This window comes from Paenarthrobacter sp. AT5, assembly GCF_032764245.1.
Lineage (GTDB): Bacteria > Actinomycetota > Actinomycetes > Actinomycetales > Micrococcaceae > Arthrobacter > Arthrobacter ureafaciens.
Map to the genome: position 1 here is coordinate 1,059,326 of NZ_CP136441.1, position 18,140 is coordinate 1,077,465.

General features: G+C 64.4%; 20 protein-coding genes. 10 read left to right on the forward strand and 10 right to left on the reverse strand.

Annotated elements, in window-relative coordinates:
• Positions 1-53: 53 nt before the first annotated feature.
• From RI444_RS04985 to RI444_RS05030, 10 genes are all read right to left on the reverse strand, one after another.
• The gene (locus RI444_RS04985; protein WP_021472755.1) at positions 54-860 is read right to left on the reverse strand and encodes an enoyl-CoA hydratase-related protein; all 807 of its coding nucleotides are present in this window, start codon (positions 858-860) and stop codon (positions 54-56) included.
• Positions 857-2,122, reverse strand: coding sequence for a CaiB/BaiF CoA transferase family protein (locus tag RI444_RS04990; RefSeq protein WP_021472754.1), 1,266 nt, complete (start codon positions 2,120-2,122; stop codon positions 857-859). Before RI444_RS04990 ends, RI444_RS04985 begins: the two co-directional genes overlap by 4 nt.
• On the reverse strand, positions 2,119-3,483 hold the full coding sequence (locus tag RI444_RS04995; RefSeq protein WP_316963872.1) for an FAD-dependent oxidoreductase: 1,365 nt from the start codon (positions 3,481-3,483) through the stop codon (positions 2,119-2,121). Before RI444_RS04995 ends, RI444_RS04990 begins: the two co-directional genes overlap by 4 nt.
• An 11-nt stretch (positions 3,484-3,494) precedes the next feature.
• The gene (locus tag RI444_RS05000) at positions 3,495-4,823 is read right to left on the reverse strand and encodes an MFS transporter (RefSeq protein WP_021472752.1); all 1,329 of its coding nucleotides are present in this window, start codon (positions 4,821-4,823) and stop codon (positions 3,495-3,497) included.
• 164 nt (positions 4,824-4,987) lie between these two features.
• On the reverse strand, positions 4,988-5,587 hold the full coding sequence (locus RI444_RS05005; protein ID WP_021472751.1) for a helix-turn-helix domain-containing protein: 600 nt from the start codon (positions 5,585-5,587) through the stop codon (positions 4,988-4,990).
• Between the two features lie 89 nt (positions 5,588-5,676).
• Positions 5,677-6,057 (reverse strand): Hpt domain-containing protein, encoded by a 381-nt coding sequence (locus RI444_RS05010; protein ID WP_021472750.1) that lies wholly within the window; start codon positions 6,055-6,057, stop codon positions 5,677-5,679.
• Between the two features lie 107 nt (positions 6,058-6,164).
• Positions 6,165-6,668 carry a very short patch repair endonuclease gene (locus RI444_RS05015; RefSeq protein ID WP_069695633.1) on the reverse strand — a complete coding sequence of 168 codons (504 nt, stop codon included), beginning with the start codon at positions 6,666-6,668 and terminating at the stop codon, positions 6,165-6,167.
• An 80-nt stretch (positions 6,669-6,748) separates the two neighbouring features.
• Entirely contained in the window at positions 6,749-6,982 is a 234-nt protein-coding gene (locus RI444_RS05020; RefSeq protein ID WP_069695634.1) for a hypothetical protein, read from the reverse strand.
• Positions 6,979-8,004: a biotin synthase BioB gene (gene bioB, locus RI444_RS05025; RefSeq protein ID WP_062095486.1), complete on the reverse strand. Its 1,026-nt coding sequence runs from the start codon at positions 8,002-8,004 to the stop codon at positions 6,979-6,981. The genes RI444_RS05020 and bioB overlap by 4 nt, the downstream gene beginning before the upstream one ends.
• Positions 8,005-8,087: 83 nt before the next feature.
• Positions 8,088-9,263, reverse strand: coding sequence for a zinc-dependent alcohol dehydrogenase (locus RI444_RS05030; RefSeq protein ID WP_031216649.1), 1,176 nt, complete (start codon positions 9,261-9,263; stop codon positions 8,088-8,090).
• A gap of 133 nt (positions 9,264-9,396) precedes the next feature.
• On the opposite strand from RI444_RS05030, the gene RI444_RS05035 reads away from it, so the two are divergent.
• The 10 genes from RI444_RS05035 (at position 9,397) to RI444_RS05080 (ending at position 18,138) form a co-directional block, all read left to right on the forward strand.
• Positions 9,397-9,600 carry a hypothetical protein gene (locus tag RI444_RS05035; protein ID WP_062095488.1) on the forward strand — a complete coding sequence of 68 codons (204 nt, stop codon included), beginning with the start codon at positions 9,397-9,399 and terminating at the stop codon, positions 9,598-9,600.
• Positions 9,601-9,738: 138 nt separating this feature from the next.
• Entirely contained in the window at positions 9,739-9,987 is a 249-nt protein-coding gene (locus RI444_RS05040; RefSeq protein ID WP_021472745.1) for a hypothetical protein, read from the forward strand.
• A 45-nt stretch (positions 9,988-10,032) separates the two neighbouring features.
• Entirely contained in the window at positions 10,033-10,584 is a 552-nt protein-coding gene (locus RI444_RS05045; RefSeq protein ID WP_207605038.1) for a hypothetical protein, read from the forward strand.
• Positions 10,585-10,614: 30 nt separating this feature from the next.
• Complete coding sequence (locus RI444_RS05050) at positions 10,615-11,232, forward strand: SIS domain-containing protein (protein ID WP_225740050.1); 618 nt, start codon at positions 10,615-10,617, stop codon at positions 11,230-11,232.
• 430 nt (positions 11,233-11,662) lie between these two features.
• A complete protein-coding gene (locus RI444_RS05055) occupies positions 11,663-12,733 on the forward strand; it encodes an alkene reductase (protein ID WP_069695637.1) in 1,071 nt (356 codons plus the stop codon).
• Positions 12,734-12,931: 198 nt separating this feature from the next.
• A complete protein-coding gene (locus RI444_RS05060) occupies positions 12,932-13,630 on the forward strand; it encodes a GntR family transcriptional regulator (protein ID WP_021472741.1) in 699 nt (232 codons plus the stop codon).
• A gap of 275 nt (positions 13,631-13,905) precedes the next feature.
• Positions 13,906-14,910, forward strand: a complete 1,005-nt coding sequence (locus RI444_RS05065; protein WP_207605037.1) for a sugar phosphate isomerase/epimerase family protein — start codon at positions 13,906-13,908, stop codon at positions 14,908-14,910.
• A 2-nt stretch (positions 14,911-14,912) separates the two neighbouring features.
• Positions 14,913-16,664, forward strand: a complete 1,752-nt coding sequence (gene dhaL, locus RI444_RS05070; RefSeq protein ID WP_207605036.1) for a dihydroxyacetone kinase subunit DhaL — start codon at positions 14,913-14,915, stop codon at positions 16,662-16,664.
• Positions 16,661-17,143: a ribose-5-phosphate isomerase gene (locus RI444_RS05075; protein ID WP_021472738.1), complete on the forward strand. Its 483-nt coding sequence runs from the start codon at positions 16,661-16,663 to the stop codon at positions 17,141-17,143. The genes dhaL and RI444_RS05075 overlap by 4 nt, the downstream gene beginning before the upstream one ends.
• A gap of 2 nt (positions 17,144-17,145) precedes the next feature.
• On the forward strand, positions 17,146-18,138 hold the full coding sequence (locus tag RI444_RS05080) for a 3-hydroxyacyl-CoA dehydrogenase family protein (RefSeq protein WP_021472737.1): 993 nt from the start codon (positions 17,146-17,148) through the stop codon (positions 18,136-18,138).
• Positions 18,139-18,140 lie beyond the last annotated feature (2 nt).

Here is an 18,140-nt window from a genome sequence, read left to right on the forward strand (position 1 = left end):
GCTTGATGCGAACTGCTTGAGTGGGATGGCGGGGCTGGTGGTGCCGGGGACGTTTAGCGTCCCGGCCACACCGGCGGACGCTTTTCCTGGAAGGCGCGGACTCCTTCTGCGGAGTCTTCGCTGTCCAGTGCCGCCATCAATGCCGGCAGCCTGAGGCCGCGGGCTTCCTGGGCGCTCAGGTGCGCCGTTTGCGTCACCATCTGCTTGACGGCGCGCACGGAGGTGGGGGCGCATGCCAGGATCTGGTCCACCCAACGCCGGACGGCGGTGTCGAGTTGGTCAGCGGGCACTACTTCGTTGACCAGCCCCATGGACTGCATCTCCGCTGCGTCGGCCTTTCGTCCGGTAAGCAGCATTCCCATGGCTTGGGTGTAGGGCACCCGGCGCACCAGCTGGTGGATGCCGCCGTCGAGCGCCAGCCGCCCGACGCGGGGTTCAGTCAAACCGAACTTCGCGTCCGAAGCTGCGACGACGATGTCTGCACCGAGGACGATTTCCATGCCGCCGCCCAGGGCGTAGCCGTTGACGCGGGCGATGACGGGCACATCCAGGGTGGTGCGAAGGCTGAGCCCGCCGAAGCCGTTGGGGTCCAGGCCGGCCCAGTACTCCAGGCCGGTCTTGTCCACGGCGTCGGCGGACATGTCGGCGCCGACGCAGAAAGCACGCGGACCGGCACCGGTGACCACGACTGCCCGTACGGACGGATCGCTTTCCAGCTGGGACCAGATCCCGTTGAGCCGTGCGTGGGTGGCGCCGTCCACTGCGTTCAGCACGTGCTGACGGTCGATGGTCACCGTTGCCACGCCGTCGGTGATGTCCAGTGTTACCTGGTCAACCCGTTCTTCGACCGTGATGCTCATCGGAGCACTCCCAGCTTTTGCAGGCGTTCGATGGTTTCCTCATCGAAGCCGTTCTCCAGCAGGACCTCGACGTTGTGCTCGCCCAGGCGCGGGGCCGTGCGGCGGATCGACGGCGGGGTTGCCGAGAGGCGGATGGGTGCGTTCAGCATTTTCACCGTGCCCACCGAGGGGTGTTCGGCTTCGACGATCATGCCGTTCGCCTCGGTCTGCGCGTCTGCGAGCGCCTGTTCCAGGGTATGGACGGGGGCGTTCAGCAGCCCTTGTTCTTCCAGTTTCGCCGTCCAGTAGGCGGTGGTGTTGGTGGCGAAGTGTTCGCGGAAGATGGCCTGGAGGGCGGGCTTGTTCTTGAACTGCTGCTCCAGTGTTGCGAATCCGGGGCGTTCGGTGAGGTCCTCGTCGAGGTCCAGGGCGTCGGAGATCCGGGCCAGGGGATCGGGGGTGAAGCCGCCCACCATGCACACGGCGCCGTCGGTGGTTTCGAAGACTCCGGAGAGCGGCATGGCGCCCCAGTTGACCTCGTAGCCGCGGTTGAGCTGCATGCACGCTTCCTGCATCTGCAGGTGCAGCATGGAGTCGTACATGGTCACTTCCACCTTTTGGCCCACGCCGGTGGTTTCCCGGGTGCGGAGGGCCAGAAGGATTCCCTGCATGAGGTGCATGCCGGTGATGTAGTCGCAGAGCGTGGTGGGGTAGATGGAGGGTTTGGTGTCCTCGGATTCCCTGCGCCACATGACCCCGGAGTAGGCCTGGGCGATGGCGTCCTGGCCGCCCTTGTGGGAGTAGGGTCCTACAGGTCCGAATCCGGTGCCGGAGGCCCAGATGATGCCGGGGTTCTGCGTTTTCAGGTCCTCGTAGCCGAAGCCCATGCGTTCCATGACCCCGGAGCGGAAGTTGCTGACGACGACGTCCGCGTCGGCCATGAGGCGGTGGAGCACTTCGCGGCCTTCTTCGGTGCGGGTGTCCACGGAGACGCTGCGCTTGTTGCGGTTGATGGACAGGAAGATCGGGTTGTCCTGGCCGTCCTGGTCCGGGAAGGAGTTGCGGGAGATGTCTCCGGCTCCGGGACGCTCAACCTTGATGATGTCTGCGCCGTAGTCGCCCAGCAGCTGGGTGCAGGACGGGCCCATGAACACCTGGGTGAAGTCCACGATCTTGACGCCCTCCAGCGGGAGGGGCGTTGGTGCCGGGCCCGCGGCGGTGTGTTCCGCCGTCGTGCGTTCTGCCTGGTCGGTTTCGGTCTGGTCCACAGTCATGAGGCTCATGCCAGTACCGCTGCTTCGGAGTCGACGGTGGCGTTCGACGACGGGACGTCACCGGGGTCCGCACCGTGCCGGCGCATGCCGAGCTGGATGTCCGCTGCCGCGACGTCGCGGACCAGGATGTTGTTTTCCACGGCAAGGGCTGCCGCGACGCCTACTGCCTGGCCCATGGCCATGCAGGGCGGGATCTCGCGGGACATCTTCTGCGCCTCGGGGGTGGCGGAGTAGTGGCGGCCGGCCACGAGGAGCTGGTCCACTTCCTTGGGCAGGAGCGAGCGGTAGGGGTAGTAGTAGTCGCGTCCGCGGGCCACGGTGTCGGCGAAGTGCCGGCGCTGGGTGACGTCGTCCTTGGTCATGACGTACTCGCCTTGCAGGAGGCGGGTCTGGCGGACGCCCATCTGGGAAGCGACGTCCAGCATGTAGCACTTCTCGAAGCCGGGCAGGTGGGCGCGGACGTAGTCCACTGCTTCGGAGATCTTGTCGCGGGCTGCGAACTCGGCTGCGGTCATGTCCGCGGGGTCCACGCCGTCGAAGCCGGTCATGTGCGGGGCGTTGCAACACACCACGCCCTCCACGGGGGTCTTGAGCCACCACAGTTCCCAAGCGCCGCCGAGGATGCGCTTGATCTTGCGGTTGATGGCGCGTGCTTCCTTCGGGTTGGCCTGTTCGAAGGCTTCGGCCGCGTTGGTGTCCACGTTGCCGAGGCGGAAGACGAGGGTGGTGAGGTAGTTGTCCTTGGCGTAGCTGGCGCCGGCACGGGAGGCAACGTCAATGTCGCCGGTGGTGTCAATGACGACGTCGGCCGTGAAGGCCTGCGGGCCGAGCTTGGTTTCGCAGATGACGCCCTTGATGACGCCGTTGTCCACGATCGGCCGGGAGAACCAGGAGTGCAGGCGAAGATCGACGCCTGCTTCGCGGACGAGGTCGTTGGAGACGCGCTTCCAGCCGTCGGGATCGAAGGCTGCGGCGTAGCAGATGGGCTTGGGGTTGGTGTGGGAGTGGAAGTCGAAGGTGCCGTAGCGGCCCCACTTGTTCCACAGTTCCTCGGAGGTCTTGCGGTCATCTGCCGGCGGGACGATTGCGAGGCCCAGCTTCTGGAGGCGTTCGACGTACTCGGAGACGATGCCCGTGACCGTGATTTCCTGGCCGTTGATCATGTCGTCGAGGACCAGCACCATGCCGCCGGACGCGAGGCCACCCAGGGAGGAGTAGCGTTCCAGCAAGGTGACCTTGGCGCCGGAGCGGGCCGCGGTGACTGCGGCTGCCACGCCTGCGGGGCCACCGCCGACCACCAGTACATCGGAGCGGGAGATCACGGGCGCCTTGAGGTCCGCCGTCGTGGTGGCGAGTTCGAGGGAGTTCATTTTTTCAGTCCTTACTTGCCGACGTGGATGCCGTTGGTGCGGCGTGCGGCGATGTAGAAAACGATGCTGAGGATGGACAGGACGGCCACGTAGACCGGGAAGATCCAGGTGAGGTTCAGCGACTGGAACCAGACCAGGAGGTAGGAGGCGGTGCCGCCGAAGATCGCCACGCCGATTCCGTAGCCGAGGGCGACGCCGGTGCCGCGGATGTTCTTGGGCATCAGGGAGGAGCTGACCACGTTGTAGAGGGTCATGTTGAGGACCAGGACAATCGAGCCGCCCAGGAGGACTGCTGCGAAGCCGCCGATGCCCGGCTGTACGTAGAGCAGCATCAGGAACACGGCCGGGATGGCCAGGACGCGGGTGACCAGGAACCACTTGGACATTGCCTTGCCGTCAGCCAGCTTGCCGACCACCCAGGAACCCACCACGAGGATGACGCCCAGGATGGTGGTGAGGGCGAAGACGGCCGTGGGGTCTTCCTTGAAGCCGCTGCGTGCGGCGCTGGGGAGTCCGACGTTCCAGGCGTAGTTGTAGGCCTGCGCTGCGCCGACCACGAAGATGATGGCCAGGACGGAGAGCCAGTGCTTGCTGACGCCCTTCCAGACGGTGCGCGGGGTGTTGGTGGCCATTTCCTCTTCCTTGAGGGTCTCCGGAAGGGAGCGCCGCAGGTAGAGGACCACGAAGCCGAAGAGGGCTCCGATGATGAACGGCACGCGCCATCCCCATTCGCCCATGGCTGCGGCGCCGAGCACGAGGCTGCACAGGAAGCTCACGAGGGAGGCCATGAGGATGCCGATGTTGACGTAGAAGGACATGATGCCGGCGACGTAGCCTTCACGGCCTTCCGGCGCCAGTTCCACGGCGTGGGAGGTGGAGAGGGGAGCTTCAATGCCGGTGGAGATGCCCTGCAGGATGCGGCACACCACCAGGATGATGCCCGCCCAGGCGCCGATGGTGGCGTAGCTGGGGGTGACGGCGATGACCAGGGTGGTGCCGGCCATCAGCATGATGGACAGCAACATCACCCGGCGCCGGCCGATGCGGTCTGCGAGGGTTCCCAGCAGGATGCCGCCCAACGGGCGGAAGGCGAATCCGACGGCGAACACGGCCAAGGCGTTCAGGGTTGCGGACAGGGGTTCGGTGCCGGGGAAGAAGTTCGGTCCAATGAAGGCTGACAAGAGTCCGAAGACCATCCAGTCGTACCATTCAAGGGCGTTTCCCAGGCCAAGGCCAAGGAGTCCTTTGCGGACCTCGGGTGTGAACCCGGCGTTCTTGGAACGGGAGTCGGTGATGGGCTTTGGTGCGGGGACGGCATTGTCCGTTTGGATGTCGAGCATGGAAATTTCCTTACGCTGACGCCGGAGAGGGCGTGAAAGGGTATGACGCAGGGACGCCTGTTGGAGGAAGCGCCTGATGCGAAAGTGGCAAGGAGTGTCAGCGGCCACGGGTTCGTGTCCGGACAGTTAAGGGAAAACGCCTGGCCCGCCCGAGGGCGGGTGCGTTACCACGCGTGTGGTGCGTTGACCCAGATGGCTACGCATACCTCTTCGTAGCTGTTCTTGTACCAGTGGGGGATTTCTGAGGAGTAGGTGATGGAGTCGCCCTCTTCGAGGCTGTAGCAGACGCCGTCCAAATAGACGTCCTTACGGCCCGAGATGATGTAGCAGAACTCTTCACCGCTGTGTGTGAAAGGGGTGGCGCTGGTGTCGTGCCCTGGGGGCGTACTGATCCACTGCGCCTCGATGCTTCCGTCCCGGTTGGGGGTCAGCAGCTCGTGGACTGCCTCGCCGACCGATTCCCGGGTGACGTTTTGCAGGTTCCGCCGGTCCGCTTTGCGGACGACGGGTGACCTTGATTCGTCCTGGCCAATGAAGAACCTCCCTACGGGGATGTCCAGGCCATGGGCCAGCTGCGCCAACGTGGTGAAGGACGGGTTGGCCATGCCGCGTTCGATCTGGCTGACGATTGCTTGGCTAAGGCCGGTAATGTCCGAGAGTTGGGCCAGGGTCATGCCCTTCGCCTTACGCATGGTGCGCACCTTGTTTCCCACGGTGGCCAGGAGTTCGCTGGTGGCCGGGGGAGCAGGAGTCTCGGTGGTCATTGCCGCATCCTTCGTTGGTGAGCTAACTCACACAACTATAGTGAAGATTTTTAGCGAGTCAATGGTTTTCTTCAGCAAAGTAAAAAATTTCAGGAAAATGATGATTCCAGCTGGCTGATGGTGCCGAAGACGAAGGCATCGATCTCATCCACCAAGGGCGTCAGGTCGGCCAGCTGCTCCGCGCCGCGGAGCAGCTTCATCCCGATTTCCAGTTCCGCGGCGAGCCGCCGCATGCAGACCGCTCCCACCATGTGGCTGGACGTCTTGAGGCTGAGCACAGCGTCCATTGCCTCGTCCAGGTCCAGGTTGTCCAAGGCATGATGAAGCCGGGCCACCCGCCACGGCAGCATCGCCACGTAGTTGCGGACGAACGCGTTGACGATCGCTTGGTCGCCGCCGACGTCGGCCCGGAGTTCGGTGAGGACCGAGCGATCCACCAGGGAGTCTGTGCATTCGTCATACTCTGACACCAGACTCCTCCCGCCGCTGCCGAACAATGGATTCACGATTCAACAGTAGGACCAGCCGAACAGCGCACGTGCCCCAAAGTGAAAGCTTGATCCAATCTTGAGCGGACTCAGAGCCAGTCTTGATCACCCGCGGCGGGGGACCGTTCCGGCGAATCCAGGGGAGCTGCCAGGCGCTGGCTTCCGCCCTCAAGGAAGGCCGTCAACCGGCTTTCCAGCTCGCCGCGGTCCTTGAGTTCGCACTCCCACACCGTGAGGGATTCCCACCCGGAGGCCTCCAGCTGTTCGCGCTGCAGGGAGTCGCGCTCGCGGGTCCTTGTGCGTTTGGCCGCCCAGAACTCCGCATTTGCTGCCGGCGCATGGCGCCCTGCCTTGCAGTCGTGGAAATGCCAAAAACAGCCGTTCACGAAGATCACTTTGCGGCGGCCGGCAAACACCAGGTCCGGCCGGCCCGGGAGCGTCGTCGTGCCCGCGCGCCCGTGAAGCCGGTAACGGTACCCCTTGGCGTGCAGGATGCTGCGGACCAGCAGCTCCGGCTTGGTGTTCTTGCCCCGGATCCGGGACATGTTGCGGCTGCGCTGCTCCGGTGTCAGCAAATCCCGGCTCTCGCCCATCCCTCAACAGTAGCGCCGGCTTCACCGCACCGCCGTGGTGTCGGCCCCGTTCCGGTGTCCCCGTGCTGCTGCCGAGGCCGTCACCGGACCACACCGTGGCGGGAGCACTCCGCGGTCCACCCCAGCGGCGTCACCTGGACCTTCATCCGGCGTCGGCACACGGTGCAATAGCGCGGCGGTTCCATCACCAACTGCCGGAGGCAGGGCACGTGAGCCTCCGACGTCGGGCGCTCGCCGTGGGTGCTTGCGGCGCCGGTGGCTTCACCCCCGCAGTGGCCGCAGTAGGTGGTTACTTGCAGGGCCGCGCTGTTCACAGCGACTTCTGGAGTTCCTTGATGGGCATGTTGAGCTCCACCAGGAGGTTGAGGTCGGCTGTTGCGGGGCGACCCAAGGTGGTCAGGTAGTTGCCCACGATCACCGCGTTGATGCCGCCCAGGAGCCCTTCACGGGTACCGAGGTCGCCGAGGGTCAACTCGCGGCCTCCCGCGTAACGCAGGACAGTGCGCGGCATCGCCAGGCGGAACGCCGCGATGGCCCGGAGCGCATCCTTGCCGTCCATGATGCCTTGGTTTTCCAGCGGGGTTCCGGGCCTGGGGTTGAGGAAGTTCAGGGGGACTTCGTGCGGTTCAAGGGCGGCAAGCTGCGCGGCCAGCTCTGCCCGTTGTTCAAGGCTTTCGCCCATCCCGATCAAGGCGCCGCAGCACAGTTCCATGCCTGCTTCCTTGACCATTCGGCACGTGTCCAAGCGCTCTTCGTAGCTGTGCGTTGTGACCACCTGCGGGAAGTAGCTGCGTGCGGTCTCCAGGTTGTGGTTGTACCGGTGGACGCCCCATTCAGCCAATTGGTCCACCTGGCGTTGGGTCAGCATGCCCAAGGAGCAGGCAATGTTGATGTCGACTTCCTCATTGATGCGGTCGATCGCGAACTTGATCTGGTTCATCAGCTTGATATCCGGACCGCGCATCGCGGCGACGATGCAAAACTCGGTGGCTCCCGTAGCGGCAGTCTCCTTGGCTGCCTTAACCAGTTCGGGGATGTCCAACCACACTCCGCGCACGGGAGAGTCGAACAGGCCCGACTGGCTGCAGAAATGGCAGTCCTCCGGGCATCCGCCGGTCTTGATGGAGATGATTCCCTCCACCTCGACGTCCTCGCCGCAATGCTTGAGGCGCACCTCGTGGGCCAGCTGCAGGGCGGCCGGAATGGCGTCGTCCGGGAGTTGGAGGATCTCTACAAGCTGATCCTCGGTGAGTCCTTCGCCCCGCTCCAGGACTTGGTCCTTTGCGAGGTCCAGAATGGCGTAACCAGTGGCTTCATGCGTTGCGTCGATGGTCATGGACTCGACGCTATCCGGGGGACGCGTGGCCGATTTTGGAGGGTCGGCACAAAGCAGTCCCCCGGATTTTGGAGCGCGAAGACCTACGGCTTGAGCACCACCTTGATGCAGCCGTCCTGCTTCTTTTGGAACTTCTCGTAGAGCTCGGGAGCGTCGTCAAGTCCACCGGTGTGGGTCACCAGGTGCATGACTCCCAGGGGATCGGCGTCGTCTTCCACCAGGGGCAGCAGCTGGTCCGTCCAGCTGCGCACATTGCACTGGCCCATGCGCAGTTGGATCTGCTTGTCGAACATGGTCAGCATGGGCATCGGATCGGCCTGGCCGCCGTATACGCCGCTCAGTGAAATGGTCCCACCGCGCCTGACCAGGTCCACCGCGGTGTGAAGCGCGGCAAGGCGGTCCACGCTCATGGTCTCCATGGCCACCTGTGCCGGTTTGTCCGGCAGCAAGGACACGGCCTTGTGGAGGAAGGATGCGACGGGGGAGCCATGCGCTTCCATGCCCACCGCGTCAACCACGGAGTCCGGTCCGCGGCCCACGGTCTCTTCCTTGATTTGCCCGGCAACATCCGGGCTGTAGTCCATGGTCTCGATGCCGTGGGCTTCGGCCATTGCGCGCCGCTCCGGAACAGGGTCCACGCCGATCACCCGGAAGCCCTTGTACTTGCCGATCCTGGCAGCGAACTGCCCCACCGGTCCCAGCCCCAGGACCGCCAGCGTGCCGCCGTCGGGGACGTTGGCGTATTCCACTGCCTGCCATGCGGTGGGCAGGATGTCGGAGAGGAACAAATACCGTTCGTCGGGAAGGTCGGAGCTGACTTTAACCGGACCGTAGTCGCCGAAGGGCACGCGCAGGTACTGCGCCTGGCCGCCGGGCACGGAGCCGTAGAGTTCGGAATAGCCGAAGAGGGCAGCCCCGGAACCCTTCTCCTTGACCTGGGTGGTCTCGCACTGGGACTGCAGGCCTTGGTTGCACATATAGCAGCGGCCGCAGGAGATATTGAAGGGCACCACAACACGGTCGCCCTTCTTGAGCCTGTGGACTTCCGGGCCCACTTCTTCCACGATGCCCATGGGCTCATGGCCGATCACGTCGCCCTTATGCATGTAGGGGCCGAGGACCTCGTAGAGGTGCAGGTCGGAGCCGCAAATGGCCGTGGACGTAATCCTGACGATCACGTCCGTTGGTTCCTGAATAGTTGGATCGGGGACTTCGATGACGCTCAATGAGCGCCTGCCTTGCCACGTCACTGCTTTCATACCGGTGCTCTCCCTGCTTTTGGCTGGAGGTGTCCCACGCTGCAGGAGACCATCCCAGCCAAACAGAGTTGGATGACCCGCACAAGGGACGGCGGGCCTCGACACCCCTTGGCCCCCGTCATAGATTGAGGCCATGAGCGGAGAACCGAACGAACAGAAGCGAGCACCCGCCGAACCGCAGCAACCGACTGAACCGGCTGGCGTCGAACCTCCCCACAGCGAGCCCGGAAGCGGTGACTTCACCACCGAAGTCGACCCCACGTTTGTTCCGGATGAGAGCGGTGAATCGCCGGAGGAGAAGCGGGCGCGCGAGCATCCGGAGGCTACCGGCAGCTGACCACCGAATGACGACGGCGGAGCTTGCGTGCCGCTGTCGGCGGACAATTGCGTCCAAATCGTTAGTAAGCAACCTGATAAATAGGTTAATATGATGTAAGGCACAACATATCGAACTGAACTGACGAGGAGTGGGCAGTTGTCAATCATAGAGAATCCGCTGGTTCCCGACGGCGTTCCACGCAAGCATGCCGACCTGTCCGGCCTGCTCAAGGTGCACGGCGAGTACATCCACTGCGGCGAGCCCATGAAGTTCGCCCGGTCATCGGCCCGGAGCATCTACACGCCCCTGTCCACCGAAGAGGACGAAGAGGCCCTCATGGACGTGTACCTGGAAACCCGGGTGCTGCAGTGCACCTGCGGATTCCGCATGGAACTCCCGGCCTAAGACACTCGAAAACCACCCAAGCCGTTCACCAAGGAGGCAATCCACATGGATACCGGGCAAATAGTACTGATTATCGTAGTGGCCGTCGTCGTCATAGCCGCGATCATCATCGCGCTGATGGTGGGGCGCAAAAAGAGGGCCGAAGCCAACCGCCAACGCGCCCTCGACCTGCGGGAGAAGGCAGACCAAGAGGCGGTCAGCGCACATCAGGCCAAGGTGGAGTCCGCGCAGGCCGAGGCCGCTGCTGTCCAGGCCGAAGCCGAGGCGAACCGCCTCCGCCGCGAAGCCGAGCGCAACTCAGCCAAAGCCAAGGAAGCGAGCGGCCGCGTTGAAGAGCACCTGCGCCACGCAGACAAACTTGACCCTGATGCCAACACCCGCGGCAACGGCTCCTCCCGGGACGCCGATGTCCCCGAACACGACGCCCGCGTCCAGAACGCCGAACACGACGGCCACCGCCTGACCCGGGACCGCTCGCACCGCGAAGCCGCCAATGACGGGGCAGCCCGCGACCGGGACGGTTCGGTGCGGGACGGTTCGGTGCGGGACGGTTCTGTGCGGGACGGTTCTGTGCGGGACGGCGACAGGAACGCCTAGTTTTCGAACAAGACTCTGGAGGGCAGGGAAGTGAGCATCGTGGTGAGGCGAACAGGACAAACGGTGCGGTCGGGCGACGCAAAGCCAAACAGGCACGCAGTAGACGTAGTCCTCAGCCATCTTGGCGAGATCGGTCCGGCCGTGGCAGCGTTGCGGCGCGAGTCTTCACGCCTTGCCGAGTGGGGTGAAGAGTTGGCCCGGGCCAGGCTTCGCGGCGCCAAGGTCTTTGCTGCCGGCAGCGACGGCTCAGCCCATGAGGCCCAGCGCTTCGCCTCCGAACTTACAGCCCACGATGCCGCCCACCATCCCGACGGCAACCCGGGCACCTTCAGGGCGATCGTGGCCCACAAGGAAGCCGGGGAAACCATCAGCGGCCAGATCCCGGAGTTGGTCAACCGGGGCGACGTCGTGGTGCTGTTGGCTGCCAAGGGCATCACGGACGATCTCCGGGACGCCGCATCAGCTGCCAAGAAAGCCGGCGCCAAGGTGTGGGCCCTCACCGGCAGGGAATCCAAGGACCTGGCCCAGGCCGTCAACGAGGCCGTTAACATCAATACGGATCCGCCGCACGCCGAAGAAGCGCACCTCGTCGCCGTGCTTGCCCTGTGCGAGTGCTTCGACGAGGCCATGCGCGAGGTCAACCAGTAGCACGTCCCTCTATCACTTCCCGCCCGTTTTCGTGGGTTGCTCTATCACTTCCCGCCCGTTTTCGTGGGTTGCTCTTTCACGTCCCGCAGCGGAAGGCTCGACGGCGGCGCTCGCCGAGTGCCGCCGTCGAACTTTATCGGCTGGCCGGGCTCCGGTCGCGGCGCACGCCTTGCCGCCCATCGCGTCCGGTACCACGGGTGCGTCAAGCGGATAGGGGAGCGGCGGGAAGTCACACGGGGTGCGCCGGGCGGATAGGGGAGCGGCCTCTAACCCGATCAGGTGACAGAGCAATGCGCAAAACCCGTTGGTATGTGAGAGAGGGATGGAAAGAGGGGGAGTCGCCGGTGTGACTTGCGACTCATGACGGAATAGTTGCAGACGCCGCTCAGTTGCCGAGGGTGAACCCGATTCACTCTGAAAGGAACTGCGCATGCTGTTTTCCCCGCTGGCACTCGGTGAGCTTGAACTTCCCAACCGCCTTGTCATGGCCCCGCTGACCCGACTGCGTGCAGGCTTGGACGGCGTGCCGAATGACCTCATTGCAGAGCACTACCGCCAGCGGGCTTCGTTGGGCCTGATCGTGAGCGAAGGCACCTACCCGACGCCCGCCGGCCAGTCCTACACCGGCCAGCCCGGCTTGGTCACCGAGGAGCAGATCGCCGGCTGGAAGAAGGTGACTGATGCGGTCCACGCTGAAGGCGGCAGGATCTTCGCCCAAGTGATGCATGGCGGCCGCGTCTCCCATGCCGACATCACTGGCGGGCATGAAATTGTTGGCCCCAGCCCCGTAGCGATCGACGGCGATGTCCGTACGCCCAACGGCAAGCAGCCCTTCCCGGTTCCCCGCGAGCTGCGCACTGACGAACTTCCCGGCGTGCTCCAGGAGATCGTCACAGCGTCCAGGAACGCTATTGAGGCAGGATTCGACGGCGTGGAGCTGCACTCCGCCAATGGTTACCTCCTTCACGAGTTCCTCGCTCCGAACTCCAACGTCCGCACGGACAGCTACGGTGGCTCGCCGGAAAACCGGGCACGCTTCGTCATCGAAACGGTCAACGCCGTAGTGGAGGCCCTCGGCGCCAACCGCGTGGGCATCCGTATCTCGCCCGAGCACAACGTGCAAGGAATCGCAGAGACCGATGCCGCGGACGTCCGGGCCACTTACGAGGTCTTGGTTGACACCATTGCGCCGCTTAACCTGGCATACCTCAGCATCCTGCACCACGATCCCAAGGGTGCCCTGGTCCAGGACCTGCGTGAACGCTTCAATGGCACGTTCCTGGTGAACACCGGGTTCAGCGAGATCACCACGCGCGAGGAAGCCGTCGCGCTTGTTGCCGATGGCCTTGCTGACGGTGTGGTGGTGGGCCGTCCCGCGATCGCGAACCCGGACCTTGCCCGCCGCTGGCGCGAAGGCCTGCCTTTGAATGAACCGAACGCCGCCACGTTCTACGCCGACGGCGCGGAGGGCTACACCGACTACCCGTTCTACGCCAACTAACCCGGCACCCCACTAACCCGGCACCCAACTGGGTCGCAGCAGAGCGCGTTTAGAGCCGTCTAAACGCGCTCTGCTGCTACCTAGTTGGGGGCGTGCGGACGAAATGTGACGCTGGGGGATAGCAGGGTAATAGCTGGGGAATGGGTCCGTCCGGGCGTCCTCCTCCCTTCCTTGGAGGCATTCCTATAGGATTTGCTCATGCCTGCAGCTTCCCCGAGCTCCGTCCGTACCGGCCTTCCCGTGAGCCGGCAGGTCCTTGCCGACCACGTTTACGAGGCCCTGCTCGAGTGGTTGATGGATGGCCGGCTCGAGCCCGGAGCGGCTGTGAGCATCGACGGCATGGCCAGGGAACTCGAAGTCTCACCTACCCCCGTACGCGAAGCGTTGGCACGTTTGGAGCATACGGGGATGGTCCGTCGGGTGGCGCTCAAGGGGTACCGGGTGGCCCCCGTTTTCACCCGCGAGGACTTCGCGGAATTGATGGAAGCCCGGCTTTCCATTGAACCTGTCAATGCCCGCCTGGCCTGTTCGCGGATGACCCCTGACGGACTCGCAGCCTTGAAGCAGGCCGTCGAGGACCTGCGGACAGCTCCGCGCGGTGGGAGCTTTGCGGAGTACCGCAGCTACCTCGAAGCAGACGAACGTTTCCACCAGTTGATTGCAGCCCAGGCCAGCAATCAGTTCCTCCTTGCGGCCTACAACACCTTGGGCGGGCAGATCCAGCGGTTCCGGCTGTTCGGGGGAGTGGGCATTACCGACGCCGAACAGGCGATCGCCGAACACCAGGCAGTGCTTGACGCGCTGCTCAGCGGCGATCCTGAAGCCGCTGCCACAGCCATGACCAAGCACGTAGAGAACGTGCGGGGCCGTGCGATGGCTGACGCGCCCGAAGACTGAGGTCCGTCAGTCCCTGCCCGGGGTCAGGGAAGCCATAAGAATTTTTCCAGCGTCCCTGATTCTGCGGGGCCGCACGCCGCACGCCGCCAGGCGCCCTCACGCAGCGTGTTTCCGCACCTCACGGACGCCTATGACGCCGCTCTCCTGATCCCGTGACGGGCTTCACAAACATTTGTATGACATATAGGATCTAGGAAGTTACGCATTCAGGGTTGACAGCGTTAACTTATTCGTAAATCCTATAGGAAACAGGATTCCACGAAGGAGTGATCATCATGGCGTACACCGCCGAAAACTGGCCCATCACCGCGGCCCTCCTGCAGTTCCCGGGCACGGATGCTTCGGGCCAGCAGGTCAACGACGCCGACGCTTCCGTTTGGGCCTCGGTCTTCCAAGAAGTCAAGGACGCCGGTTTTGCCAACGCAGACCTCACGGACAGTTGGGTCCGTCCCGGCGACCTGAGCAAGGAGCGCCTGGCCGAGTTCAAGCAGACCGCTGACGAAGTTGGCGTCGGGATCCCGGTGATCTCCGCGATCCGCCGCAGCGTCATCCACGAGCGCGACTGGGAAGACAACCTGGCTTACAGCCACCGCACCATTGACGCCGCAGCAGAGCTTGGCTGCGAAGTGGTTTCCATCGGTCTCCACCAGGCCATCACCCCGGAACAGCAGAAGCAGTTGTGGTTCTGGACCGTGGAAGGCTACAAGGATCCTGTTGGTGACAAGGAAGCGTGGGGCAACGCAGTCTCCCGCATCCGTGAAATCGGCAAGCACGCCGCTGAAGCAGGCATCCTGGTCTCCCTGGAGATGTACGAGGACACCTACCTCGGCACCGGCGATTCCTCCGTGCAGCTGGTCCAGGACATCGGCCTGGACAACGTCGGCCTGAACCCCGACCTTGGCAACCTGATCCGCCTGCACCGTCCCATCGAGGACTGGCGCGAGCTTGTCCACAAGACCCTGCCGTACTCCAACTACTGGCACATGAAGAACTACATCCGCGACGAGGATGTTGCCCGCGACAGCTACATCACCATGCCTGCCCCCATGGAAAGCGGCCTCATCAACTACCGCGAGGCCTTCAAGTACGCATTGTCCGTGGGCTTCCAGGGCATCCTCTGCGTTGAGCACTACGGCGGAGACGGCCTGAGCGTCACCGCCAGCAACCAGGATTACCTGCGCCGCCACGTCCTCCCCAAGAACGACGGCTACGCACTGGGCCAGAGCAAGGTAGCCCAGGGCCGCCAGCAGCCCGCAACTACCCAGTTCGCAGGAGTCTAGGAATGACGCAGATCTTCGACAACCCGGCAGAATTCGCCGACGATGCCTTGGACGGCTTCGTAGCTGCGAACCGCAACTACGTTGCCCGCGTTGACGGCGGCGTGGTCCGTTCCACCGAAGTTCCCGCCGGCCAGGTAGCACTGGTGGTTGGCGGCGGTTCCGGACACTACCCGGCATTCGCCGGTTTGGTGGGTCCGGGCCTGGCAGCAGGCTCAGCCTGCGGCAACATGTTCGCTTCCCCGGCAGCCGGGCAGGTTTACCGCGTAGCCAAGGCCGCAAACGCCGGCGGTGGCGTCCTGCTGAGCTACGGCAACTACGCAGGCGACGTGCTGCACTTTGGCCAGGCACAGCTTCGCCTCAACGCGGAAGGCATTGAGACCCGCACCGTCACCGTGACCGATGACATCGCCAGCGCCCCGATTGACCAGCTGGAGAAGCGCCGGGGCATCGCCGGGGACCTTACCGTCTTCAAGATCGCCGGTGCCGCCGCGGAAGCGGGCCTGAACCTGGATGAGGTAGAGCGGTTGGCCATCAAGACCAACTACCGCACCCGTTCCCTCGGCGTGGCTTTTGACGGCTGCACGCTGCCCGGTGCCAAGGAACCGCTGTTCCACGTTCCGGCCGGCCAGATGTCCCTCGGCCTGGGTATCCACGGCGAGCCCGGCATCTCCGAGCACCCGATGCCCACCGCGTCCGAGCTCGCCGAACTGCTGGTCTCCAAGCTTCTGGCAGACAAGCCCGACGACGCCGGCGACCGCGTGGTGGCAATCGTCAACGGCCTGGGTACGGTCAAGTACGACGAACTCTTCCTGCTCTTCGGCAAGATCGAGAAGCTGCTGAGCGCAGAAGGGCTCTCCATCGTTGAGCCTGAGTGCGGCGAGCTGGTCACCAGCCTGGACATGTCCGGACTCTCGCTCACGCTCCTGTGGCTGGATGAGGAACTGGAGCAGTACTGGTCCGCTCCCGCCGACACCCCGGCGTTCCGCAAGGGAAGCATGGCACCGCGCGCTGCCCGCACCCAGGCAATTGCGGACGACGCCGAAGCCACCGAGACCGAGCAGGCCACACCGGCTGCCGCTGAACTCGGGCAGCAGGCAGTTGCCCTACTCGCCCAGGTGAGGGACGTCGTCGTCGAGCATGAAGAAGAACTCGGCAAGCTCGACGCGATCGCCGGCGACGGCGACCACGGTATCGGCATGCGCCGTGGCGTGGACGCTGCGGCCGCAGCAGGCGAGGCCGCGTCGGGATCATCCGTGGCCAGGATTCTGCTGGCTGCCGGCGAGGCCTGGAGCGAAAAGGCCGGCGGCACCTCCGGCGCGCTGTGGGGTTCTGCGGTCATCGCGGCTGGCCAGGCCCTCGGCAACCGCGACTCCTACACTGACGCGGACGCACGCGCGGCAGTGACCGCGTTCGCCAACGCCATCACGGAGCTCGGCAAGGCAGAACCGGGGGACAAGACCATGGTCGATGCCCTCCTGCCGTTCCGGGACACTTTCCTGGCAGAGCTCGACGGCGGAGCGTCGGCTAACCAGGCACTGGCAGCAGCCGCTGCGGCTGCCGAGTCCGCTGCCGCGGCAACCGCAGACCTCCGTCCGCTCAAGGGCAGGGCACGTCCACTCGCGGAGAAGAGCCTTGGGCACCCGGACCCCGGTGCTGTCTCCTTCGGGCTGATAGTCAACCGCATCTCGCAATTCATTGATTCACAACTGGCCACCGCCGCTTCGGCACCGGCCGGAAACGGAGCCACAGAATGAGTACAGCAGCAGGCTGGCGCATAGTCGTCGGCAACGATGAAGCAGGCGTCGAGTACAAGCAGGCCCTGGTGGCCCTCCTCGAAGCAGACCCGCGCGTCGAGTCCGTCACCGACGTCGGGGTGGGAGCCAACGACTCCACCGCCTACCCGCACGTGGCCGTCGACGCAGCCCGCAAGGTAGCCGACGGCGAAGCCGACCGTGCGCTGCTGATCTGCGGCACCGGACTGGGTGTGGCCATCGCCGCGAACAAGGTTCCCGGCATCCGCGCAGTCACCGCGCACGACAGCTACTCGGTGGAGCGTTCCGTCCTGAGCAACAATGCACAGGTCCTCACCCTCGGCCAGCGCGTGATTGGCTTGGAACTTGCCAAGAAGCTCGTGGGGGAATGGCTCGGCCACCGCTTCGATGAAAACTCTTCTTCCGCCGCCAAGGTGGATGCCATCTGCTCCTACGAGCCCAACTACACGAAGGCAGTCTGATCATGACCGAGACAAGCACCTCCACCGCCGGTGCCCCGAACACCGCAGCACGGAAGATCGCCGTCGTAGGTTCCGGCTACATGGGCGGCGGCATCGCCCAGGTCCTGGCGCTCGGCGGCGCCCGTGTTGCCTTGGCGGACGTTTCCGCCGAGGTGGCACAGAAGAACTTCGACCGTCTCCTGGAGGAATCGGACCAGTTCATTAAGGACGGCCTGTTCCCCGAGGGCTCCACTGAGATCCTCAAGCAGAACCTGTGGGCTGCCAAGGACATCGAGGAAGCCGTGGCCGATGCCGACTTCATCGAAGAGGCAGTGCCGGAAGTCCTGGAGATCAAGCACCAGACCCTGGCCCGGATCAGCGCCGCTGCAAAGCCGGACGCCCTGATCGGTTCCAACACCTCCACCATCTCCATCGCCGCGCTGGCTGAGGCTGTCACCAACCCGGAGCGTTTCCTGGGCGTGCACTTCTCCAACCCGTCCCCGTTTATCCCGGGCGTCGAGGTCATCCCGCACGCAGGCACGTCGGCTGCGACCGTTTCCGCATCGCAGGAAATGGTGCACGCCGCCGGCAAGCAGACCGCCGTCGTCAAGGATGTCACCGGCTTTGTCCTGAACCGCCTGCAGTACGCGCTGTTCCACGAAGCAGCCCAGCTGGTTGAGCAGGGCATCGCAACCGCCGACGACGTCGACACCCTGGTGCGTACGACGTTCGGCTTCCGCCTGCCGTTCTTTGGCCCGTTCGCCATCGCCGACATGGCCGGGTTGGATGTCTACAACTTCTGCTACAAGTCGCTGCAGACCAGCTTCCCGGAACGCTTCGCAACGCCGAAGATCCTCACCGACCTCGTGGAAGCCGGCAAGCTCGGCACCAAGACCGGCGCAGGTTTCCTCAACGTTCCCGCCGAGCGCACCCCGGAACTCATCGCGTACCGCAACAAGGCTTACGTGGCCATGCAAAAGCTCATTGAAGAGCTTGGCCCGGCACCCATCAACTGATT